General features: G+C 56.5%; 14 protein-coding genes and 1 riboswitch. Of the genes, 9 read left to right on the top strand and 5 right to left on the bottom strand.

The window, feature by feature from the left end:
- The first annotated feature begins 10 nt into the window (after nt 1-10).
- The gene (leuD, locus tag IMQ33_RS15360) at nt 11-613 is read left to right on the top strand and encodes a 3-isopropylmalate dehydratase small subunit (RefSeq protein ID WP_098928817.1); all 603 of its coding nucleotides are present in this window, start codon (nt 11-13) and stop codon (nt 611-613) included.
- A 45-nt stretch (nt 614-658) separates the two neighbouring features.
- Here the strand turns inward: leuD and IMQ33_RS15365 are convergent, their stop codons facing one another.
- The 3 genes from IMQ33_RS15365 to sgrT all read right to left on the bottom strand — a co-directional run bounded on the left by IMQ33_RS15365 (nt 659) and on the right by sgrT (nt 3,785).
- A complete protein-coding gene (locus IMQ33_RS15365) occupies nt 659-2,131 on the bottom strand; it encodes a DASS family sodium-coupled anion symporter (protein ID WP_098928819.1) in 1,473 nt (490 codons plus the stop codon).
- Nucleotides 2,132-2,274: 143 nt separating this feature from the next.
- Complete coding sequence (locus tag IMQ33_RS15370) at nt 2,275-3,462, bottom strand: sugar efflux transporter (RefSeq protein WP_065683550.1); 1,188 nt, start codon at nt 3,460-3,462, stop codon at nt 2,275-2,277.
- A gap of 149 nt (nt 3,463-3,611) precedes the next feature.
- Complete coding sequence (gene sgrT, locus IMQ33_RS15375) at nt 3,612-3,785, bottom strand: glucose uptake inhibitor SgrT (protein WP_071784940.1); 174 nt, start codon at nt 3,783-3,785, stop codon at nt 3,612-3,614.
- Between the two features lie 92 nt (nt 3,786-3,877).
- Here sgrT and sgrR point away from each other — a divergent pair, with 92 nt between their 5' ends.
- The 7 genes from sgrR to ilvN all read left to right on the top strand — a co-directional run bounded on the left by sgrR (nt 3,878) and on the right by ilvN (nt 11,320).
- Nucleotides 3,878-5,539 carry an HTH-type transcriptional regulator SgrR gene (gene sgrR, locus IMQ33_RS15380; RefSeq protein WP_065683551.1) on the top strand — a complete coding sequence of 554 codons (1,662 nt, stop codon included), beginning with the start codon at nt 3,878-3,880 and terminating at the stop codon, nt 5,537-5,539.
- Between the two features lie 37 nt (nt 5,540-5,576).
- Nucleotides 5,577-5,695: riboswitch (TPP riboswitch) on the top strand.
- A 57-nt stretch (nt 5,696-5,752) separates the two neighbouring features.
- Nucleotides 5,753-6,739: a thiamine ABC transporter substrate binding subunit gene (thiB, locus tag IMQ33_RS15385; protein ID WP_196062218.1), complete on the top strand. Its 987-nt coding sequence runs from the start codon at nt 5,753-5,755 to the stop codon at nt 6,737-6,739.
- Nucleotides 6,715-8,322 (top strand): thiamine/thiamine pyrophosphate ABC transporter permease ThiP, encoded by a 1,608-nt coding sequence (gene thiP / locus IMQ33_RS15390; protein ID WP_065683553.1) that lies wholly within the window; start codon nt 6,715-6,717, stop codon nt 8,320-8,322. Before thiB ends, thiP begins: the two co-directional genes overlap by 25 nt.
- Entirely contained in the window at nt 8,309-9,013 is a 705-nt protein-coding gene (thiQ, locus tag IMQ33_RS15395; RefSeq protein ID WP_098928821.1) for a thiamine ABC transporter ATP-binding protein ThiQ, read from the top strand. Before thiP ends, thiQ begins: the two co-directional genes overlap by 14 nt.
- Nucleotides 9,014-9,101: 88 nt before the next feature.
- On the top strand, nt 9,102-9,215 hold the full coding sequence (gene ivbL, locus IMQ33_RS15400; protein WP_193569011.1) for an ilvB operon leader peptide IvbL: 114 nt from the start codon (nt 9,102-9,104) through the stop codon (nt 9,213-9,215).
- Between the two features lie 113 nt (nt 9,216-9,328).
- Nucleotides 9,329-11,023, top strand: a complete 1,695-nt coding sequence (gene ilvB, locus IMQ33_RS15405) for an acetolactate synthase large subunit (protein ID WP_196062217.1) — start codon at nt 9,329-9,331, stop codon at nt 11,021-11,023.
- Between the two features lie 3 nt (nt 11,024-11,026).
- The gene (ilvN, locus tag IMQ33_RS15410; RefSeq protein WP_024527189.1) at nt 11,027-11,320 is read left to right on the top strand and encodes an acetolactate synthase small subunit; all 294 of its coding nucleotides are present in this window, start codon (nt 11,027-11,029) and stop codon (nt 11,318-11,320) included.
- Nucleotides 11,321-11,385: 65 nt separating this feature from the next.
- On the opposite strand, the gene dinQ is transcribed toward ilvN, so the two are convergent.
- Together dinQ and IMQ33_RS15420 are read right to left on the bottom strand one after the other, a co-directional pair.
- Entirely contained in the window at nt 11,386-11,475 is a 90-nt protein-coding gene (gene dinQ, locus IMQ33_RS15415; protein WP_196062216.1) for a damage-inducible type I toxin DinQ, read from the bottom strand.
- 380 nt (nt 11,476-11,855) lie between these two features.
- On the bottom strand, nt 11,856-12,623 hold the full coding sequence (locus IMQ33_RS15420) for a DedA family protein (protein ID WP_098928823.1): 768 nt from the start codon (nt 12,621-12,623) through the stop codon (nt 11,856-11,858).
- A 170-nt stretch (nt 12,624-12,793) separates the two neighbouring features.
- On the opposite strand from IMQ33_RS15420, the gene IMQ33_RS15425 reads away from it, so the two are divergent.
- Entirely contained in the window at nt 12,794-15,160 is a 2,367-nt protein-coding gene (locus IMQ33_RS15425) for a DNA polymerase II (protein WP_196062215.1), read from the top strand.
- Nucleotides 15,161-15,458: the final 298 nt, after the last annotated feature.

Consider the following 15,458-nt stretch of genomic DNA (forward strand, 5'->3'; position numbering starts at 1 on the left):
GAGCACCAGCGTGGCTAAATTTACTCAACATACCGGCTTAGTGGTGCCTCTGGACGCGGCCAACGTCGATACCGACGCCATTATCCCGAAACAGTTTCTGCAGAAAGTCACCCGCACCGGTTTCGGCCAGCACCTGTTCAACGACTGGCGCTTTCTGGACGATGCGGGTCAGCAGCCAAATCCTGAGTTTGTGCTGAACCTTCCGCGCTACAAAGGGGCCAGCATTCTGTTAGCCCGGGAAAACTTTGGCTGCGGATCATCCCGTGAGCACGCACCATGGGCACTGACTGATTACGGCTTCAAGGTAGTGATTGCACCAAGCTTTGCGGATATCTTCTACGGCAACTCGTTCAACAACCAGCTGCTGCCGGTCACGCTGAGCGAGCAGGATGTGGATACGCTGTTTAAGCTGGTGGCAGAGCACGAAGGTACAGAGTTCGTGGTCGATCTGGAAAACCAGACGGTGAAAGCCGGGGGCAAAAGCTACCCGTTTGAGATCGACAGCTTCCGCCGCCACTGCATGATTAACGGTTTGGACAGCATTGGCCTGACGTTGCAGCACGAAGCGGAGATTTCCCGCTACGAAGCGCAGCAACCGGCCTTTCTGAACTAAACCTCAGCCTCACCCGCCGCCCGGCGGGTGAGGCTTTCATCAAACTCACCAATAGCCTAACCACTTCCACCATACCCCACCAATCAGCGCCCAGATCAGCAGGTTGACCACGCTCATGATAAAGCCGGTTTTCCACCATTCCCCCAGGGTGGCATAGCCCGACCCAAAGATGATCGGCGCGGTGCCGGTGGCATAATGTGTTAACGACATCATCAGTGAAGACGAGAAGGCCAGGATCAGGCCAAGCAGAGCCGGAGGCGCACCAAGGGCAATACCTGCGGCAAAGAACGCGGCAAACATGGCGGTCACGTGCGCGGTGGTACTGGCAAAGAAGTAATGCGAATAGAGATAGACGAGCGTTAGCAGAATGGTCCCTCCGACCCAGCTCATCCCCATATGATCGATACCCGAACCTACCGTTTGTGACAGCCAGGCAATCAGACCCAGTTTGCCAAGGTAGGTCGCCATCATCACCAAGGCGGCAAACCAGACCACGGTATCCCAGGCCCCTTTGTGCTTCAGCACGTCGTCCCAGCTCAGTACGCCGGTTGCCAGCAGGATCGCCAAACCAATCACCGCAGCCGTCGTTGGGTTAACCGCCAGTGCGGGGCCAAAAATCATCGCTGGAACTCCGGCCCACATCACCAGCAACAGGGCAAACACACCCAGCGTGATTTTCTCTGGCAGGGTTATCCGCCCCAGAGTTTGCAGCTTATCTTGTGCAAACAATGGCGCATCCGGGGTGCTTTTGATTTCCGGTGGATACAGCAGATAAACCACCAGTGGCATGACGATCAGCGAACAGATTGCCGGTACCAACGCCGCTATCGCCCACATGCCCCAGGTGAGTTCGAACTCGGAACCCGCGCCTTTGGCGATCAGATTGACAATCAGCGGGTTAGGCGCAGTTGCGGTGATAAACATCGCCGAGGTGATCGGGTTGATGTTGTAGTTCACCAGTGAGAGATAGCGGCCAATCTTGCCGGAGGTATTCAGCTCGGGCTTGGAGCCAAAGCTGTCCGCTATCGATTTCATTATCGGGTGGATGATCCCGCCGCCACGGGCGGTATTGCTCGGCGTCACCGGGGCCAGCACGGTTTCCGCCAGGGTTAACGCATAGGCAATCCCCAGCGTTTTCTTGCCAAACAGCGAGATAAAGTAGTAGCCAATGCGCGATCCCAGGCCGGTTTTATTCAGGCTCAGGGAGATCATGATCGAGAAACCGATCAGCCAGATCAGTTGGTTGGAGAACCCGCTCAGTGCATCGTCCAGCGCGGCCCCCGGCTTGCCAGGGTTGGTCACTCCGGTCACGGCCACCAGCGCAATGGCAATGATGGATACGGCGCCGATCGGCATCGCCTTGCCGATAATGGCAATGATGGTACCAATAAACAGTGCCAGCAAATGCCAGGCATTCGGTGCCACCCCTTCAGGGACGGGGATCACAAACCAAATCAGCAGAGCAGCGATAACGGCACAGAGGGAGGGAACAGGTTTGAGCGGCGTTAGTTTATCCATAACATACCCACTTTAATCAACGGGATCGGCATCTCAATAGCAAGATGGATAAGAGCGTGAAGCTCACGCTCTGAGTCCGTTTATCTTAGTGAGAATGGAGCGGTTTTCTCAATGATATGTATCAACTAACCGGGTGTTACAGCTCACACTTCGCGAACTTTGGCACACATCCACAGCGCCAGGATGGCAAGCAGAGTAATCAGGTAGTAAACCGCAGAGTGCCCGAAGTTTTCCACCAACGCGCCTTGCAGTACACCGGCCAGGATCACCCCCGTCGAAATGCTGTTGGTAAACATGGTGGTCGCGGCACCGGGCCGCCCCGGCATCAGATCCTGAAAATACAACATGCCGATCCCGGCAACGATGCCGATAAACACCGCGTTGAACAGCTGCAATACCATCAGGGCCGACTGGAACTTGAACAGCACCAGCCCGGCATAAAACAGTACGCCTGCCGCCACCGCAAACAGCATCATATTGCGTTTGCCAAAGCGTTTGACGTAATAACCCGCCAGCAGCATAGCCGGAATTTCCAGCCCGGCGGCGGTCCCCATCAGCCAACCTGCCAGCCGTTCTGGCAAGCCCAAGTCGGCAGTGATATACAGCGGCATATCGATGATATACATGGTGTTGCAGGTCCACATCAGCATCGAGGCCACAAACAGCAGGCGCACATCGGGATCGCGCCAGGCGCTGATTGGCGCGATAGGCGGAGAATCTACGCTGATCTCAACGTTGGCACGGGGCACCGAAGGCAATATCAGCCACACCAGCAGCACGCTGACGACAAAAATCCCCGCCGCAATTATAAACATCACGGTAAAGCCGTAGTTCAGTGCCAACATAAACGACAGCGGCGGGCCGATCACCCAGGCCAGTGAAAGCTGAGCGCGCATCACCGAACTGAACATCACTACTTCACGTGCCGAGCTGTCTGCATACTCACGCGCCAAGGCAAAAATCTGCGGCATGGCGGTATTGGCAATCGCGGCCAGCAATACACCAGCAGTGATCAAGGTCAGATAATCACGGTTGAACGCAAACAACAGGCTATTGCCCACCGCCATGGCACAGCACACCAGGATCAACTTGCGCCGATCGCCACGGGTATCCGAACGCTTGGCCAACAGGAAGCTGACGGCAATCCCGGCGATGGCATTCACGGTATAGAACATACCCACCCATAACGGGCGCACCTTTACCTCGGTGGTCAAAAACAGGCTCAGCGTGGGGGCTTGCAGCGCTCCGGCAATGCCGGTCAGGAAGGCTATCAACAAGAAGGCGGCAAAAACGGGATTAAAACGGCGCGGCAACCAGCGTCTGAAACTCATGGCGATATCCCTATCCAGAAATAAAGAAGGCTATGCTACAGAAGGAAAATTGCCGAAGGAAGTAAAGACGGCAGATAAAAATGCCAGTGGGTGTTACCCCACTGGCTGGTGAAAAGCACCATTACTCAGAAACACTTTTGCGGTGAACGTCAGATACGCTCACGGTATTGCTTGTCGCTCAGCGTGGCGATGTCCCACTGGGTCAAGTGGGCCAGCATCTCCAGCCGCGCCTGTTCAGGTACCACCCGCAGCCAATCTGCCTGCTGGCGGCGGATCGCGGTGAAATAACGCTGATAAAACTGTTTAGTTAACAGAACCGTCATTTGTTATCCCTCCGCTGATTCAACTGCCCTCATTATCGGCGTAATATAGGGAAAGATAAATTGACGACTTGATGCCAGAGAGTTCCTCTTTTATGTCCACCTCACGCCTGCAACAACAGTTCATCCGCCTGTGGCAACGCTGCCATGGCCAAACCACCGAAACCACGCTGCAAGAGTTGGCAGAGGTGCTCAGTTGTTCCCGCCGCCACGTTCGTTCGCTACTGGGAGCCATGCAGCACGAGGGCTGGCTGACCTGGCAGGCCGAATCCGGCCGGGGTAAGCGTTCGCAGCTCAGCTTTCACTACACCGGATTGGCACTGCAACAACAACGCGCCGAGGAACTACTGGAACAGGATCGCATCGACCAACTGGTCCAACTGGTGGGCGATAAAGACGTGGTACGCCAAATGCTGCTTTCCCAGCTGGGGCGCAGCTTCCGCCAGGGGAAACATATCCTGCGAGTGCTCTACTATCGTCAGCTTTATAACCTGTTGCCCGGCTCGGCACTACGCCGTTCAGAAACCCACCTGGCAAGACAGATTTTCAACGGCCTGACGCGGGTAAACGAGGAAAACGGGGAACTGGATCCCGATCTTTCGCATCATTGGCAAACGATCACTCCTTTGCACTGGCGTTTTTATCTACGTCCGGCGATCCATTTTCACCATGGCCGTGAGCTGGAAATGGAAGATGTGATCCAGTCGCTCAACCGCCTGATCCCACAGCCGCTATTTTCACATATCGACAGGATCGACTCGCCTACGCCCTATGTCATCGATGTACATCTGCACACGCCGGACTACTGGCTGCCCTGGTTGCTGAGCAGCGTACATGCCATGATCCTGCCGCGCGAATGGCAGAGCCTGCCGGACTTTGCTCGCCATCCGATCGGCACCGGCCCCTATCGCGTGATACACAACAACCAAAGCCAGATGAAAATCCATGCCTTTGACGACTACTTTGGCTATCGCGCCCTGATCGATGAGGTCAACATTTGGGTATTACCGGAAATCACCGAAGAGCTGGCGCACTCCGGCGTCCAGTTACAGGGGGATGATACCGGTAGGAACGAGCTGGAAAGCCGCCTCGAAGAAGGCTGTTATTTTCTATTGTTCGATCAGCGTTCGGCACTGGCGGCCGATCCGGAAATCCGCAGTTGGCTAAGCGAACTGATCAACCCAATCGCACTGCTGAGCCACGCCGGGCCGCTCTACCAGCGTTACTGGGCTCCGGCCTATGGCATTCTCCCGCGCTGGTTACATAACCGTGTGTTGGGGCAGCAACCCAAGCCTGCAGGCTTAACCGAATTGACCCTGACCTTCTACAGCGAACACTCCGAGTTCCACGCAATCAAGCAGGCTATCGCCTCTCTGCTGGCCGAGCAGGGCATCAAACTCAATGTACAGGTCGTGGATTATGAAGCCTGGCATAAGGGCAAGGCGCAAAGCGATCTGTGGTTAGGCAGCGCCAACTTCACCCTGCCGCTGGAGTTTTCGCTGTTTGCCACGCTATACGAACTGCCGTTGATACAACATTGTCTGACGGAAGATATCGCACAGGATGCCGCTCAGTGGCGGGAAAACAGCCTGTCCATGGCCGAGTTTTGCCAGCGCCTGGTCAGCAGCCATCAGTTGCATCCGTTATTCCACCACTGGCTGCAACTGCATGGTCAACGCAGTATGCGTGGGGTACGGATGAATACCCTCGGCTGGTTCGATTTTAAATCTGCCTGGTTTGCGCCACCGGAAGCATAATCGCCTTTCACCCACGCCGCTAAGCCTCTACAATAGCGCCGACTCAACGGGGTGCGGAGAACCCGCCAATTTTTGGCCAACGGTTTTCCGCTGAGAGCACACCCGTCGAACCTGATCCGGTCAATACCGGCGGAGGGATTTGAGCATGGCGCGTTAACCTTCGTTAACCCAGTCCTCAGATACCTTTGCCCCCTTTACTATTAGGAGTGCAAAGTGGTCAAAAAATACCTGCCCTGTTTATTACTGCTAGCGGCGATGCCCGTCCTGGCCAAGCCAACGCTGACGGTCTACACCTACGACTCTTTCGCTGCCGACTGGGGCCCTGGCCCGGCGGTAAAAAAAGCCTTTGAGGCCGAATGTGACTGCGAATTGAAATTCGTGGCGCTGGAAGACGGCGTGTCGTTACTCAATCGCCTGAGAATGGAGGGCAAGAACAGCGCCGCCGACGTGGTTTTGGGCCTGGACAACAACCTGCTGCAAGCCGCGCAGCAAACGGATCTGTTCTCCGCCAGCCAAGTCGATACTAGCAAGCTCACGGTTCCCGGTGGCTGGCACAACCAGACCTTCGTTCCCTACGACTATGGCTACTTTGCTTTCGTCTACAACAAAGACAAGCTGAAGAACCCGCCGACCAGCCTGAAAGAGTTGGTGAGCAGCGATCGCCCCCTGAAGATCATCTATCAGGATCCGCGCACCAGCACACCTGGCCTTGGCCTCCTGCTCTGGATGCAGAAAGTGTATGGAGACGAGGCACCGCTTGCCTGGCAACAGTTGGCGAAGAAAACCGTCACCGTTACCAAAGGCTGGAGTGAAGCCTACGGCCTGTTCCTGAAAGGGGAAGGCGACATGGTACTGAGCTACACCACCTCCCCTGCCTACCATCTGATCGAAGAGAAAAAAGACCTCTATGCGGCGGCCAACTTCAGTGAAGGCCACTACCTGCAAATCGAAGTCGCTGGCAAGCTAAAGGCCAGCAAACAGCCAGAACTGGCCGAGCGCTTCATGCAGTTTATGGTCTCCCCGGCCTTCCAGAACACCATTCCCACAGGCAACTGGATGTACCCGGTGATCAAGACGGAACTGCCCGCCGGTTTCGAACAGATGAGCGTGCCGCAAACGGCATTGCAATTCAGCGCCGAGGAAGTGGCACAACAGCGTGGTAACTGGATCCGAGCATGGCAAACTGCCGTCAGCCACTGATCCCCCGCTGGTTATGGCCGGGGCTGATGGCCGCAGGTCTGATCCTGCTGATCGCGTTGGCGGCCATGGGCTCGCTGTGGCGTCATGCGCCAGAAAGTGATTGGCGCAGCCTGTGGCAAGACAGCTACCTGTGGCATGTAGTGCGCTTTACCTTTTGGCAGGCGCTACTCTCTGCCGTGATCTCGGTGGTGCCTGCCATCTGGCTGGCCCGAGCGTTATACCGGCGGCGCTTCCCTGGCCGTAACCTGCTGCTGCGGCTGTGCGCCATGACGCTGGTGCTGCCGGTGCTGGTGGCTGTATTTGGCATGCTGAGCGTCTACGGCAGGCAAGGCTGGCTGGCAACGCTCTGTGGTTGGCTGGGCGTGAACTACAGTTTTTCGCCTTATGGCCTGCAAGGCATCCTGCTGGCGCATCTGTTCTTTAATATGCCGCTGGCCACCCGCCTTCTGCTACAGGCGCTGGAGAACATCCCCACCGAGCAGCGCCAACTGGCCGCACAGCTGGGGATGAACGGCTGGCAGCAGTTCCGCTTTGTGGAATGGCCTGCGTTACGCCGCCAGATCCTCCCCAGCGGCGCACTGGTGTTTATGCTGTGTTTTGCCAGCTTTGCAACCGTGCTTTCGTTGGGCGGCGGGCCACAGGCCACCACCATAGAGCTGGCGATCTATCAGGCCTTGAGTTACGACTACGATCTCAGCCGCGCGGCGCTGCTGGCGCTGATCCAACTGGCTTGCTGCCTGGGGCTGGTGGTGCTCAGCCAGCGTTTGAGCCAGGCTCTGCCGGTTGGCCATACCCACGCCCAGCGCTGGCGCGATCCGCAGGACAGTCTGGGGCGGCGCATTAGCGATACGCTATTTATTGTCGCTGCGCTACTGTTACTGCTACCTCCGTTGCTGGCGGTGATCATCGACGGTGCCAACCAAACGCTGGTCACCGTGCTGCAACAGCCCATTCTCTGGCAGGCCCTGTTCACCTCACTACGCATCGCACTAGGCGCGGGCATTTTGTGCGTGGTATTGACCATGATGCTGCTATGGAGCAGCCGTGAGCTGAAGCTGCGACAACGGGCCGCCTGGGGCCAAACGCTGGAACTGAGCGGCATGGTGATCCTGGCGATGCCGGGTATTGTGCTGGCTACCGGTTTCTTTCTGTTGCTGAGCGATACCACTGGACTGCCGCAGTCGCCTTATGCGCTGGTGATCCTCACCAATGCGTTGATGGCGATACCCTACGCACTAAAAGTGCTGGAAAATCCAATGCGCGATCTGGCCGAGCGTTATAATCCACTATGCTTGTCGCTGGATATCCACGGCTGGCAGCGGCTGCGCTGGATCGAGCTGAAAGCGTTGCAACGCCCGCTGGCGCAGGCTTTGGCCTTTGCCTGTGTGCTGTCGATTGGCGATTTCGGCGTGGTAGCACTGTTCGGCAACGAGCAGTTCCGTACCTTGCCTTTTTATCTCTATCAGCAGATTGGCGCATATCGCAGCAACGACGGGGCCGTGACTGCCCTGCTGCTACTGCTGCTCTGTTTCCTGCTGTTTACCCTGATTGAACGTTTACCGGGCCGCCATGCTGACGCTTGAAAAACTGACCTATCTGTACGAACACCTGCCGATGCGTTTTGACCTGCGCATTCAGCCGGGAGAACACGTCGCGGTGCTTGGCCCTAGCGGCGCAGGCAAAAGCACCCTGCTCAGCCTGATCGCCGGTTTTCTGCCGGCGGCCAGCGGTAAACTGTGGCTCAACGGCAGCGATCATACCGCTTCGCCGCCAGCCAAACGCCCGGTGTCGATGCTGTTTCAGGAAAACAACCTGTTTGCCCACCTGACGGTCAAGCAAAACATCGGCCTGGGGCTGGATCCTGGACTGCGCCTAACCGCCGCACAGCAGGAACAACTAGCACAGATTGCCCAACAGGTCGGGTTGGAGGAGCATCTGCAGCGCCTGCCGTCACAGCTTTCCGGCGGGCAGCGGCAGCGGGCAGCCTTGGCGCGTTGCCTGATCCGCCAGCAGCCGATCCTGCTGCTCGATGAGCCTTTCTCTGCACTCGATCCGGCACTGCGCAGTGAGATGCTGCAACTGCTGCAAAACGTCTGCGACCAGCGCCAACTCACGCTGCTGATGGTTTCACACAATCTTGAGGATGCCGCCCGCATCGCGCCGCGTACGTTGCTGGTCGTGGATGGGCGGATTTATTACGACGGCCCGACGCAGGCATTGGTAAGCGGCAGCGCTCCGGAGGCCAAGGTGCTGGGTATTCCGGTTAAACCGTGATCTACCACGCGTTTTTTATGCTGAAGCAATAAACCTGTTGTGCGAATTTTGCACCTGTGGTTTTATAAAATTCTGTTTTTTACTACTGATGATAAGGCTCCCTGTGATCGCATCCTCGCTGACCTCGACCCTACTAACAACCGCGCTACCAGCCGCGGTGGTCGTCGTGCGTGTGGTGGTGGTCGTCGGCAACGCGCCGTAGGGTCCGAATCAACGCATCGATTCCCAAACCCCGCCGGCGCAAACCGGGCGGGGTTTCTTGTTTTAGTCTCCCTGCCCAGAAAAGCTAACCGGCCCAGAGAAAAGGATAGGCACATGGCAACTTCGGGCACGCCACACCAAGGCCAACGTATTACCGGCGCACAGCTGATCGTGCATCTGCTGGAGCGTCAGGGTATCACCACTATTGCAGGCATTCCCGGTGGCGCAGCGCTGCCGCTGTACGATGCTCTGAGCCAAAGCACCGTCATCCAGCACGTGCTGGCCCGCCACGAGCAAGGGGCCGGTTTTATGGCGCAGGGCATGGCACGTACCAACGGCAAGGCGGCGGTCTGTATCGCTTCCAGCGGCCCGGGAGCCACCAATCTGGTGACCGCCATTGCCGACGCCAAGCTCGATTCGATCCCGCTGGTGTGCATCACTGGCCAGGTATCTTCCTCGATGATCGGTACCGATGCCTTCCAGGAAGTGGATACCTACGGCATTTCCATTCCCATCACCAAATACAACCACCTGGTCCGTGATATCAGCGATCTGCCGCAGGTGATCTGCGACGCATTCCGCATTGCCGAATCCGGCCGCCCAGGCCCGGTGTGGATCGACATCCCGAAAGACGTGCAAACCGCCGAAATTGAGTGGGATTTGTTACCGCCAATGGCCGTACCAGACGCCCCACCGGCCTTTGATAGCAAGCAGGTCGAACAGGCTGCTGCAATGATCAATCAGGCCAAGCGCCCTATTCTGTATCTGGGCGGCGGCATCATCTGCGCAGAAGCCCATAAACCGGCGCTGGAAATGGCCGAGCGCTCCAACCTGCCAACCACCATGACGCTGATGGCATTGGGAGCAATGCCGGTGGAACACCCGCTGTCATTAGGCATGTTGGGGATGCATGCCGCGCGCAGCACCAACTTTATCCTGCAAGAAGCCGACCTGCTGATCGTGCTTGGCGCCCGCTTCGACGACCGGGCAATCGGTAAAACCGAGCAATTCTGCCCGAACGCCAAAATTATCCACGTGGACATCGACCGTGCCGAACTGGGCAAGGTTAAACAGGCCAATATTGCCATCCATGCCGATGTCGGCCAGGTGCTGCAACAGCTGTTACCGATGATCGAAGCACAGCCGCGTACCGAATGGATGAACACCGTTAACGATCTGAAGCGTGAATTCCCGATCAACATGCCAAATATGGCAGACCCATTGAGCCATTACGGGCTGGTTAAAGCCGCAGCACGCTGCGTGGACGAAAGCGCCATTATCACCACCGATGTAGGCCAGCATCAGATGTGGGTAGCCCAGGCTTATCCACTGAGCCGCCCGCGCCAGTGGCTGACCTCCGGCGGTTTGGGCACCATGGGCTTTGGTTTGCCTGCTGCGATTGGTGCAGCCCTGGCAGAGCCTCAGCGCAAGGTGCTGTGTTTCTCCGGTGACGGCAGCCTGATGATGAATATTCAAGAGATGGCGACCGCCGTTGAGCATAATCTGGACGTGAAAATCATCCTGATGAACAACCAGGCCTTGGGATTGGTACACCAGCAGCAGACGCTGTTCTATCAACAGCATATCTTTGCCGCCACCTATCCAAAGCGTACCGATTTCCTGAAGATTGCCGCCGGGTTTGGCCTGGACACCTGCGATTTGAATGCCGAGGCAGATCCACAGGCCGCGTTGCTGGCGGCCATCCAACGTCCTGGCCCTTGCCTGATCCACGCGCTGATCGATATCAACGAAAAAGTTTACCCAATGGTGCCACCGGGTGCCGCCAACATCGAAATGATTGGAGAATAAGCCATGCAATCACTACAAAAGAATCCACAGGTGATCCTGGAGTTGGCGGTACGGAACCATCCGGGCGTAATGACCCACGTTTGTGGCCTGTTTGCCCGCCGTGCCTTTAACGTGGAAGGTATTTTATGTATGCCGCTGAAAGATGGAACCCAGAGCCGCATTTGGCTATTGGTGGCCGACGATCAGCGCCTGGTGCAGATGATCAGCCAGGTTGAAAAGCTGGAGGATGTGTTACAGGTGAAACGCCATAGCGAAGATATGCGGGTGTTTGAGCAGTTGGAGGCGTTCTTCCAGTAAACTTTCGCGGCTGAATGTTAAAGGCCGGGAGTGGTTAGCCCCCGGCCTTAGCTACGTTTCCATTATCAGTTCAGTAACTGAATCACATAACGGATCAGTTCTAGCAACGCGATCAGCGCCCCAAGAACGATGATTGCCTTATCGATATCAATCATCCGGTTACTCCATTTCATGGAGTGAGGACACTACCGCTTACCCATACGCTGCCTGTCACGGTAGCTGCCTTCCTATGTTAGTTACTGACTGTCTCACCCCGGCCAGAGCACTGAAACCAGCACCACCTGTCATTTCAGCCAGGACTAAAACTATTACGTTCATGTGCGCACCGAAGCTACACACTCAGCAGAGCTAACGACCTGATTATATAATCAGTGGTTTTCAAATTTCTACTGTTATTGTTGCTTTTTTATCCAGCCGGATATAGCATTAACCCGTTAGTTGCTGACTGTCTCAACCGGTCAGAGTTACCAGCTCTAGAGCGGGAAATAAAAAAACCGACCTCACCAGTCGGTTTTTTTATGCCCAAATTTTAGCGTCAGCCCGCCAGCACTTTCCACAGCAAATGTCGATATACCGGCATCAACGCCTGCTGATGCATATAATAGAAACACACCAGCGCCCCTACCCAGCTAGCAATACAGGCCAACCGCAGCCGCTTCGGCGTTAGCCAGCGTGTCAGCTTATCAGCACTGCGCTTTCCTTCACGCCACCAGCGCCAACTCAGCCAAGCTGCCAGCCAGAACAGCACCACCACGCCAAACAACAGCCATTTGAATAACGCGCTGTTGGCGCTAGCAGGAATATCGATCGCGACTCCGGCCAGAATGCCGGGGAAGAAATAGACCGGCGGCCAGGTCAGGCAACCGATGATATTGGGCAGGGCAAATTTGTAGGGAGGCAGATCGAGCATGCCGGCAACCATCGGCACCAGCGGGCGCGTCGGGCCAACAAAACGGCCGATCAAAATGGTAACGATACTGTGCTGATGCAGCGCATGCTCGGTTTTATCCAGCATCGCCTTGTTCTTTTTCAGGAATGACCAGCGGTGCAGCGGCCCCTTGAAGGCCCGGCCGATAAAGTAGGAGATCCAATCCCCCAACAGACAACCGACGATGCCCGCCCCCCAGGCCATATAAAAGTCCACCTGTCCGCTGCCGATCAGTGCACCAATGCTGGCCATCATCACCGTGCCCGGCAATAACAAACCGACCAACGCCAGCGACTCCAGGAACGCCACCAGCATGACCACCACCAGGGTGAAAGCCAATGACTGGGTGATCAACTGCTGTAAATAGGCTTCCATTAAACCTCTGTTGGTAAGCTAAACGTATGGGCGAAGGATTGTCCGGCGCGGGCCAGGGGGAGTCAATCGTTGAATTGTATGTAGATTTAGCCAATCCGGCCAGTAATAGACAATTACTGTATAAAAACCCATACTATAAACATCTATAGATCACCGATGCTCAGAAACTAGTGACATCTCTACAGCAGGGTTTCTTACTCACCCGCCATTGGCGTGATACGCCCGCCGGTACCGAAGTTGAGTTCTGGCTGGCAACCGATAGCGGGCCACAACGGCTACGGCTGGCCCCACAGACCTCCGTGGCATTCATTCCCGCCGAACAGCGTCAGCGGGCCGAGTTGCTGCTGCGTGAAGAGCGTCATGTCGAGCTGAAACCCTTGCCGCTGCAGGATTTCCATTCCCGTCCGGTGATGGGCCTTTATTGCCGCCAGCATCGTCAGTTGATCAAGCTGGAAAAACTGCTCAAAGAGGGTGGCGTCAACGTGTTTGAGGCCGATATCCGCCCGCCGGAACGCTATCTGATGGAGCGCTTTATCACCGCCCCGGTGTGGTTCAACGGCCAACCCGACGGTAACGGCCTGTGGCTCAACGCCCAGATGAAGCCTGCCCCAGACTACCGCCCCACTTTAAAGCTGGTATCACTGGATATCGAAACTACCGCCCATGGCGAGCTTTACTCCATCGCGCTGGAAGGCTGTGGCCAGCGCCAAGTGTATATGCTCGGCCCGGCCAACGGCGGCACTGAGGCGCTGGATTTCGAGCTGGAATACTGCAACAGCCGCCCACAGCTGCTGGAACGCCTGAACCAATGGCTGGAGCAGCACGATCCCGACGCCATTATCGGCTGGAACCTGGTGCAGTTCGATCTGCGGGTGCTGCAGAAACACGCCGAACGTTATCAGATCCCCCTGCGCTTTGGCCGTGGCGGTAATCTGTTGGAATGGCGCGAGCACGGCTTTAAGCAAAACCACTTCTTCGCCTCGGCCTCCGGGCGATTAATTATCGACGGTATCGAGGCGCTGAAATCGGCCACCTGGAACTTCCCGTCCTTCAGCCTGGAATATGTGGCGCAAACGCTGCTTGGGGAAGGGAAATCGATCGACAATCCTTACCAGCGGATGGCGGAAATAGACCGCCGCTTTGCCGAAGATAAACCCGCTCTGGCCCGCTATAACCTAAAAGACTGCGAGCTGGTGACGCGTATTTTCACCAAAACCGAACTGTTGACCTTCCTGCTCGAGCGCGCCACCGTGACCGGCTTGGCGGCCGATCGCAGCGGCGGTTCGGTAGCAGCCTTCAACCATCTTTATATCCCACGCATGCATCGTCAGGGCTATGTGGCCCCTAACCTTGGGGAGTTGCCGGAAGAGCACAGCCCCGGCGGCTTTGTGATGGATTCGCAGCCCGGCCTGTATGATTCGGTGCTGGTACTGGATTACAAAAGCCTGTATCCGTCGATCATCCGCACCTTCCTGATCGATCCCGTCGGGCTGGTAGAAGGCATGCAGCACCCGGATGATGAAAACTCGGTGCCGGGTTTTCGCCAGGCTCGCTTCTCCCGCACCAAACACTGCCTTCCCGAGATTGTTCGACAGATCTGGCAGGGGCGCGAAGCGGCCAAACGCCACAACAACAAACCGCTGTCGCAGGCGCTCAAGATCATCATGAATGCCTTCTACGGCGTGCTGGGATCGAGCGGCTGTCGCTTCTTCGATCCCCGTCTGGCTTCGTCGATCACCCTGCGCGGCCACGAGATCATGCGCCAGACGCGGGAGTTGATCGAAGCTAAAGGTTACCAGGTGATCTATGGCGATACGGACTCGACCTTTGTCTGGCTGAAAAAGGCCCACAGTGAACAGCAGGCCGCCGAGATTGGCCGCGAACTGCTCGATCACGTCAATCAATGGTGGCAGCAGCATCTGCAACAGCAATATGGGCTGGAAAATGCGCTGGAGCTGGAGTTTGAAACCCACTATTCCCGCTTTTTAATGCCCACCATCCGCGGTGCCGAGCAGGGCAGCAAAAAACGCTACGCCGGGTTGATCAGCAAACCGGACGGCAGTGAAGAGATGGTGTATAAAGGGTTGGAAACGGTACGCACCGACTGGACCCCGCTGGCGCAGCAGTTTCAGCAGCAGCTCTATCAACGCATCTTCAAGCGCCAGCCCTATCAGGACTTTGTGCGCGATTACGTGGCCAAAACGCTGAACGGCGAATTTGACGACCGGCTGGTGTACCGTAAACGCCTGCGGCGCAAGCTGGACGACTATCAACGCAATGTCCCGCCACACGCCCGAGCAGCCCGCCTGGCCGATGACTATAATCATCAACAGGGGCGGCCACTGCAATATCAGAACGGTGGCTGGATCAGCTATGTAATGACGCTAGCCGGGCCAGAGCCGCTGGAAACCCGGCAATCTGCGATCGATTACGATCATTATCTCGAACGCCAACTGCAACCGGTGGCAGACGCTATACTTCCCTTCCTGTACGACGATTTTTCGGCGTTAGTCACCAGGCAGATAGGCCTGTTCTGAGCGGTCAAAGCAGGGGGTAATACCCCCCCATGGGGAAACCCTTTCTTTTTACTGGTGTTAGTCGGCATTTGGGAAGAAAAAATCATCGGGTTTTACAGGTGACGAATGCGCCGCCTTCCATTACCATAGCGCCCTTCCCAAATTCTGAACCACTATTCACAACATCGTTGTCGCCATGCCGTCACCAGACGTCTGGCGTAACAGGCTATTACCCGCTAAATGAAAATAAAGCTCGCCAACCGGTAACAACGCGGTGGCAGGCAAGATGCCGGGAATAGCAGGCAGTTGAAACAGGTTA

The organism is Serratia sp. Res13-Sevr-LER1-36-b, from assembly GCF_015673035.1.
Classification (GTDB): domain Bacteria; phylum Pseudomonadota; class Gammaproteobacteria; order Enterobacterales; family Enterobacteriaceae; genus Chania; species Chania fonticola_C.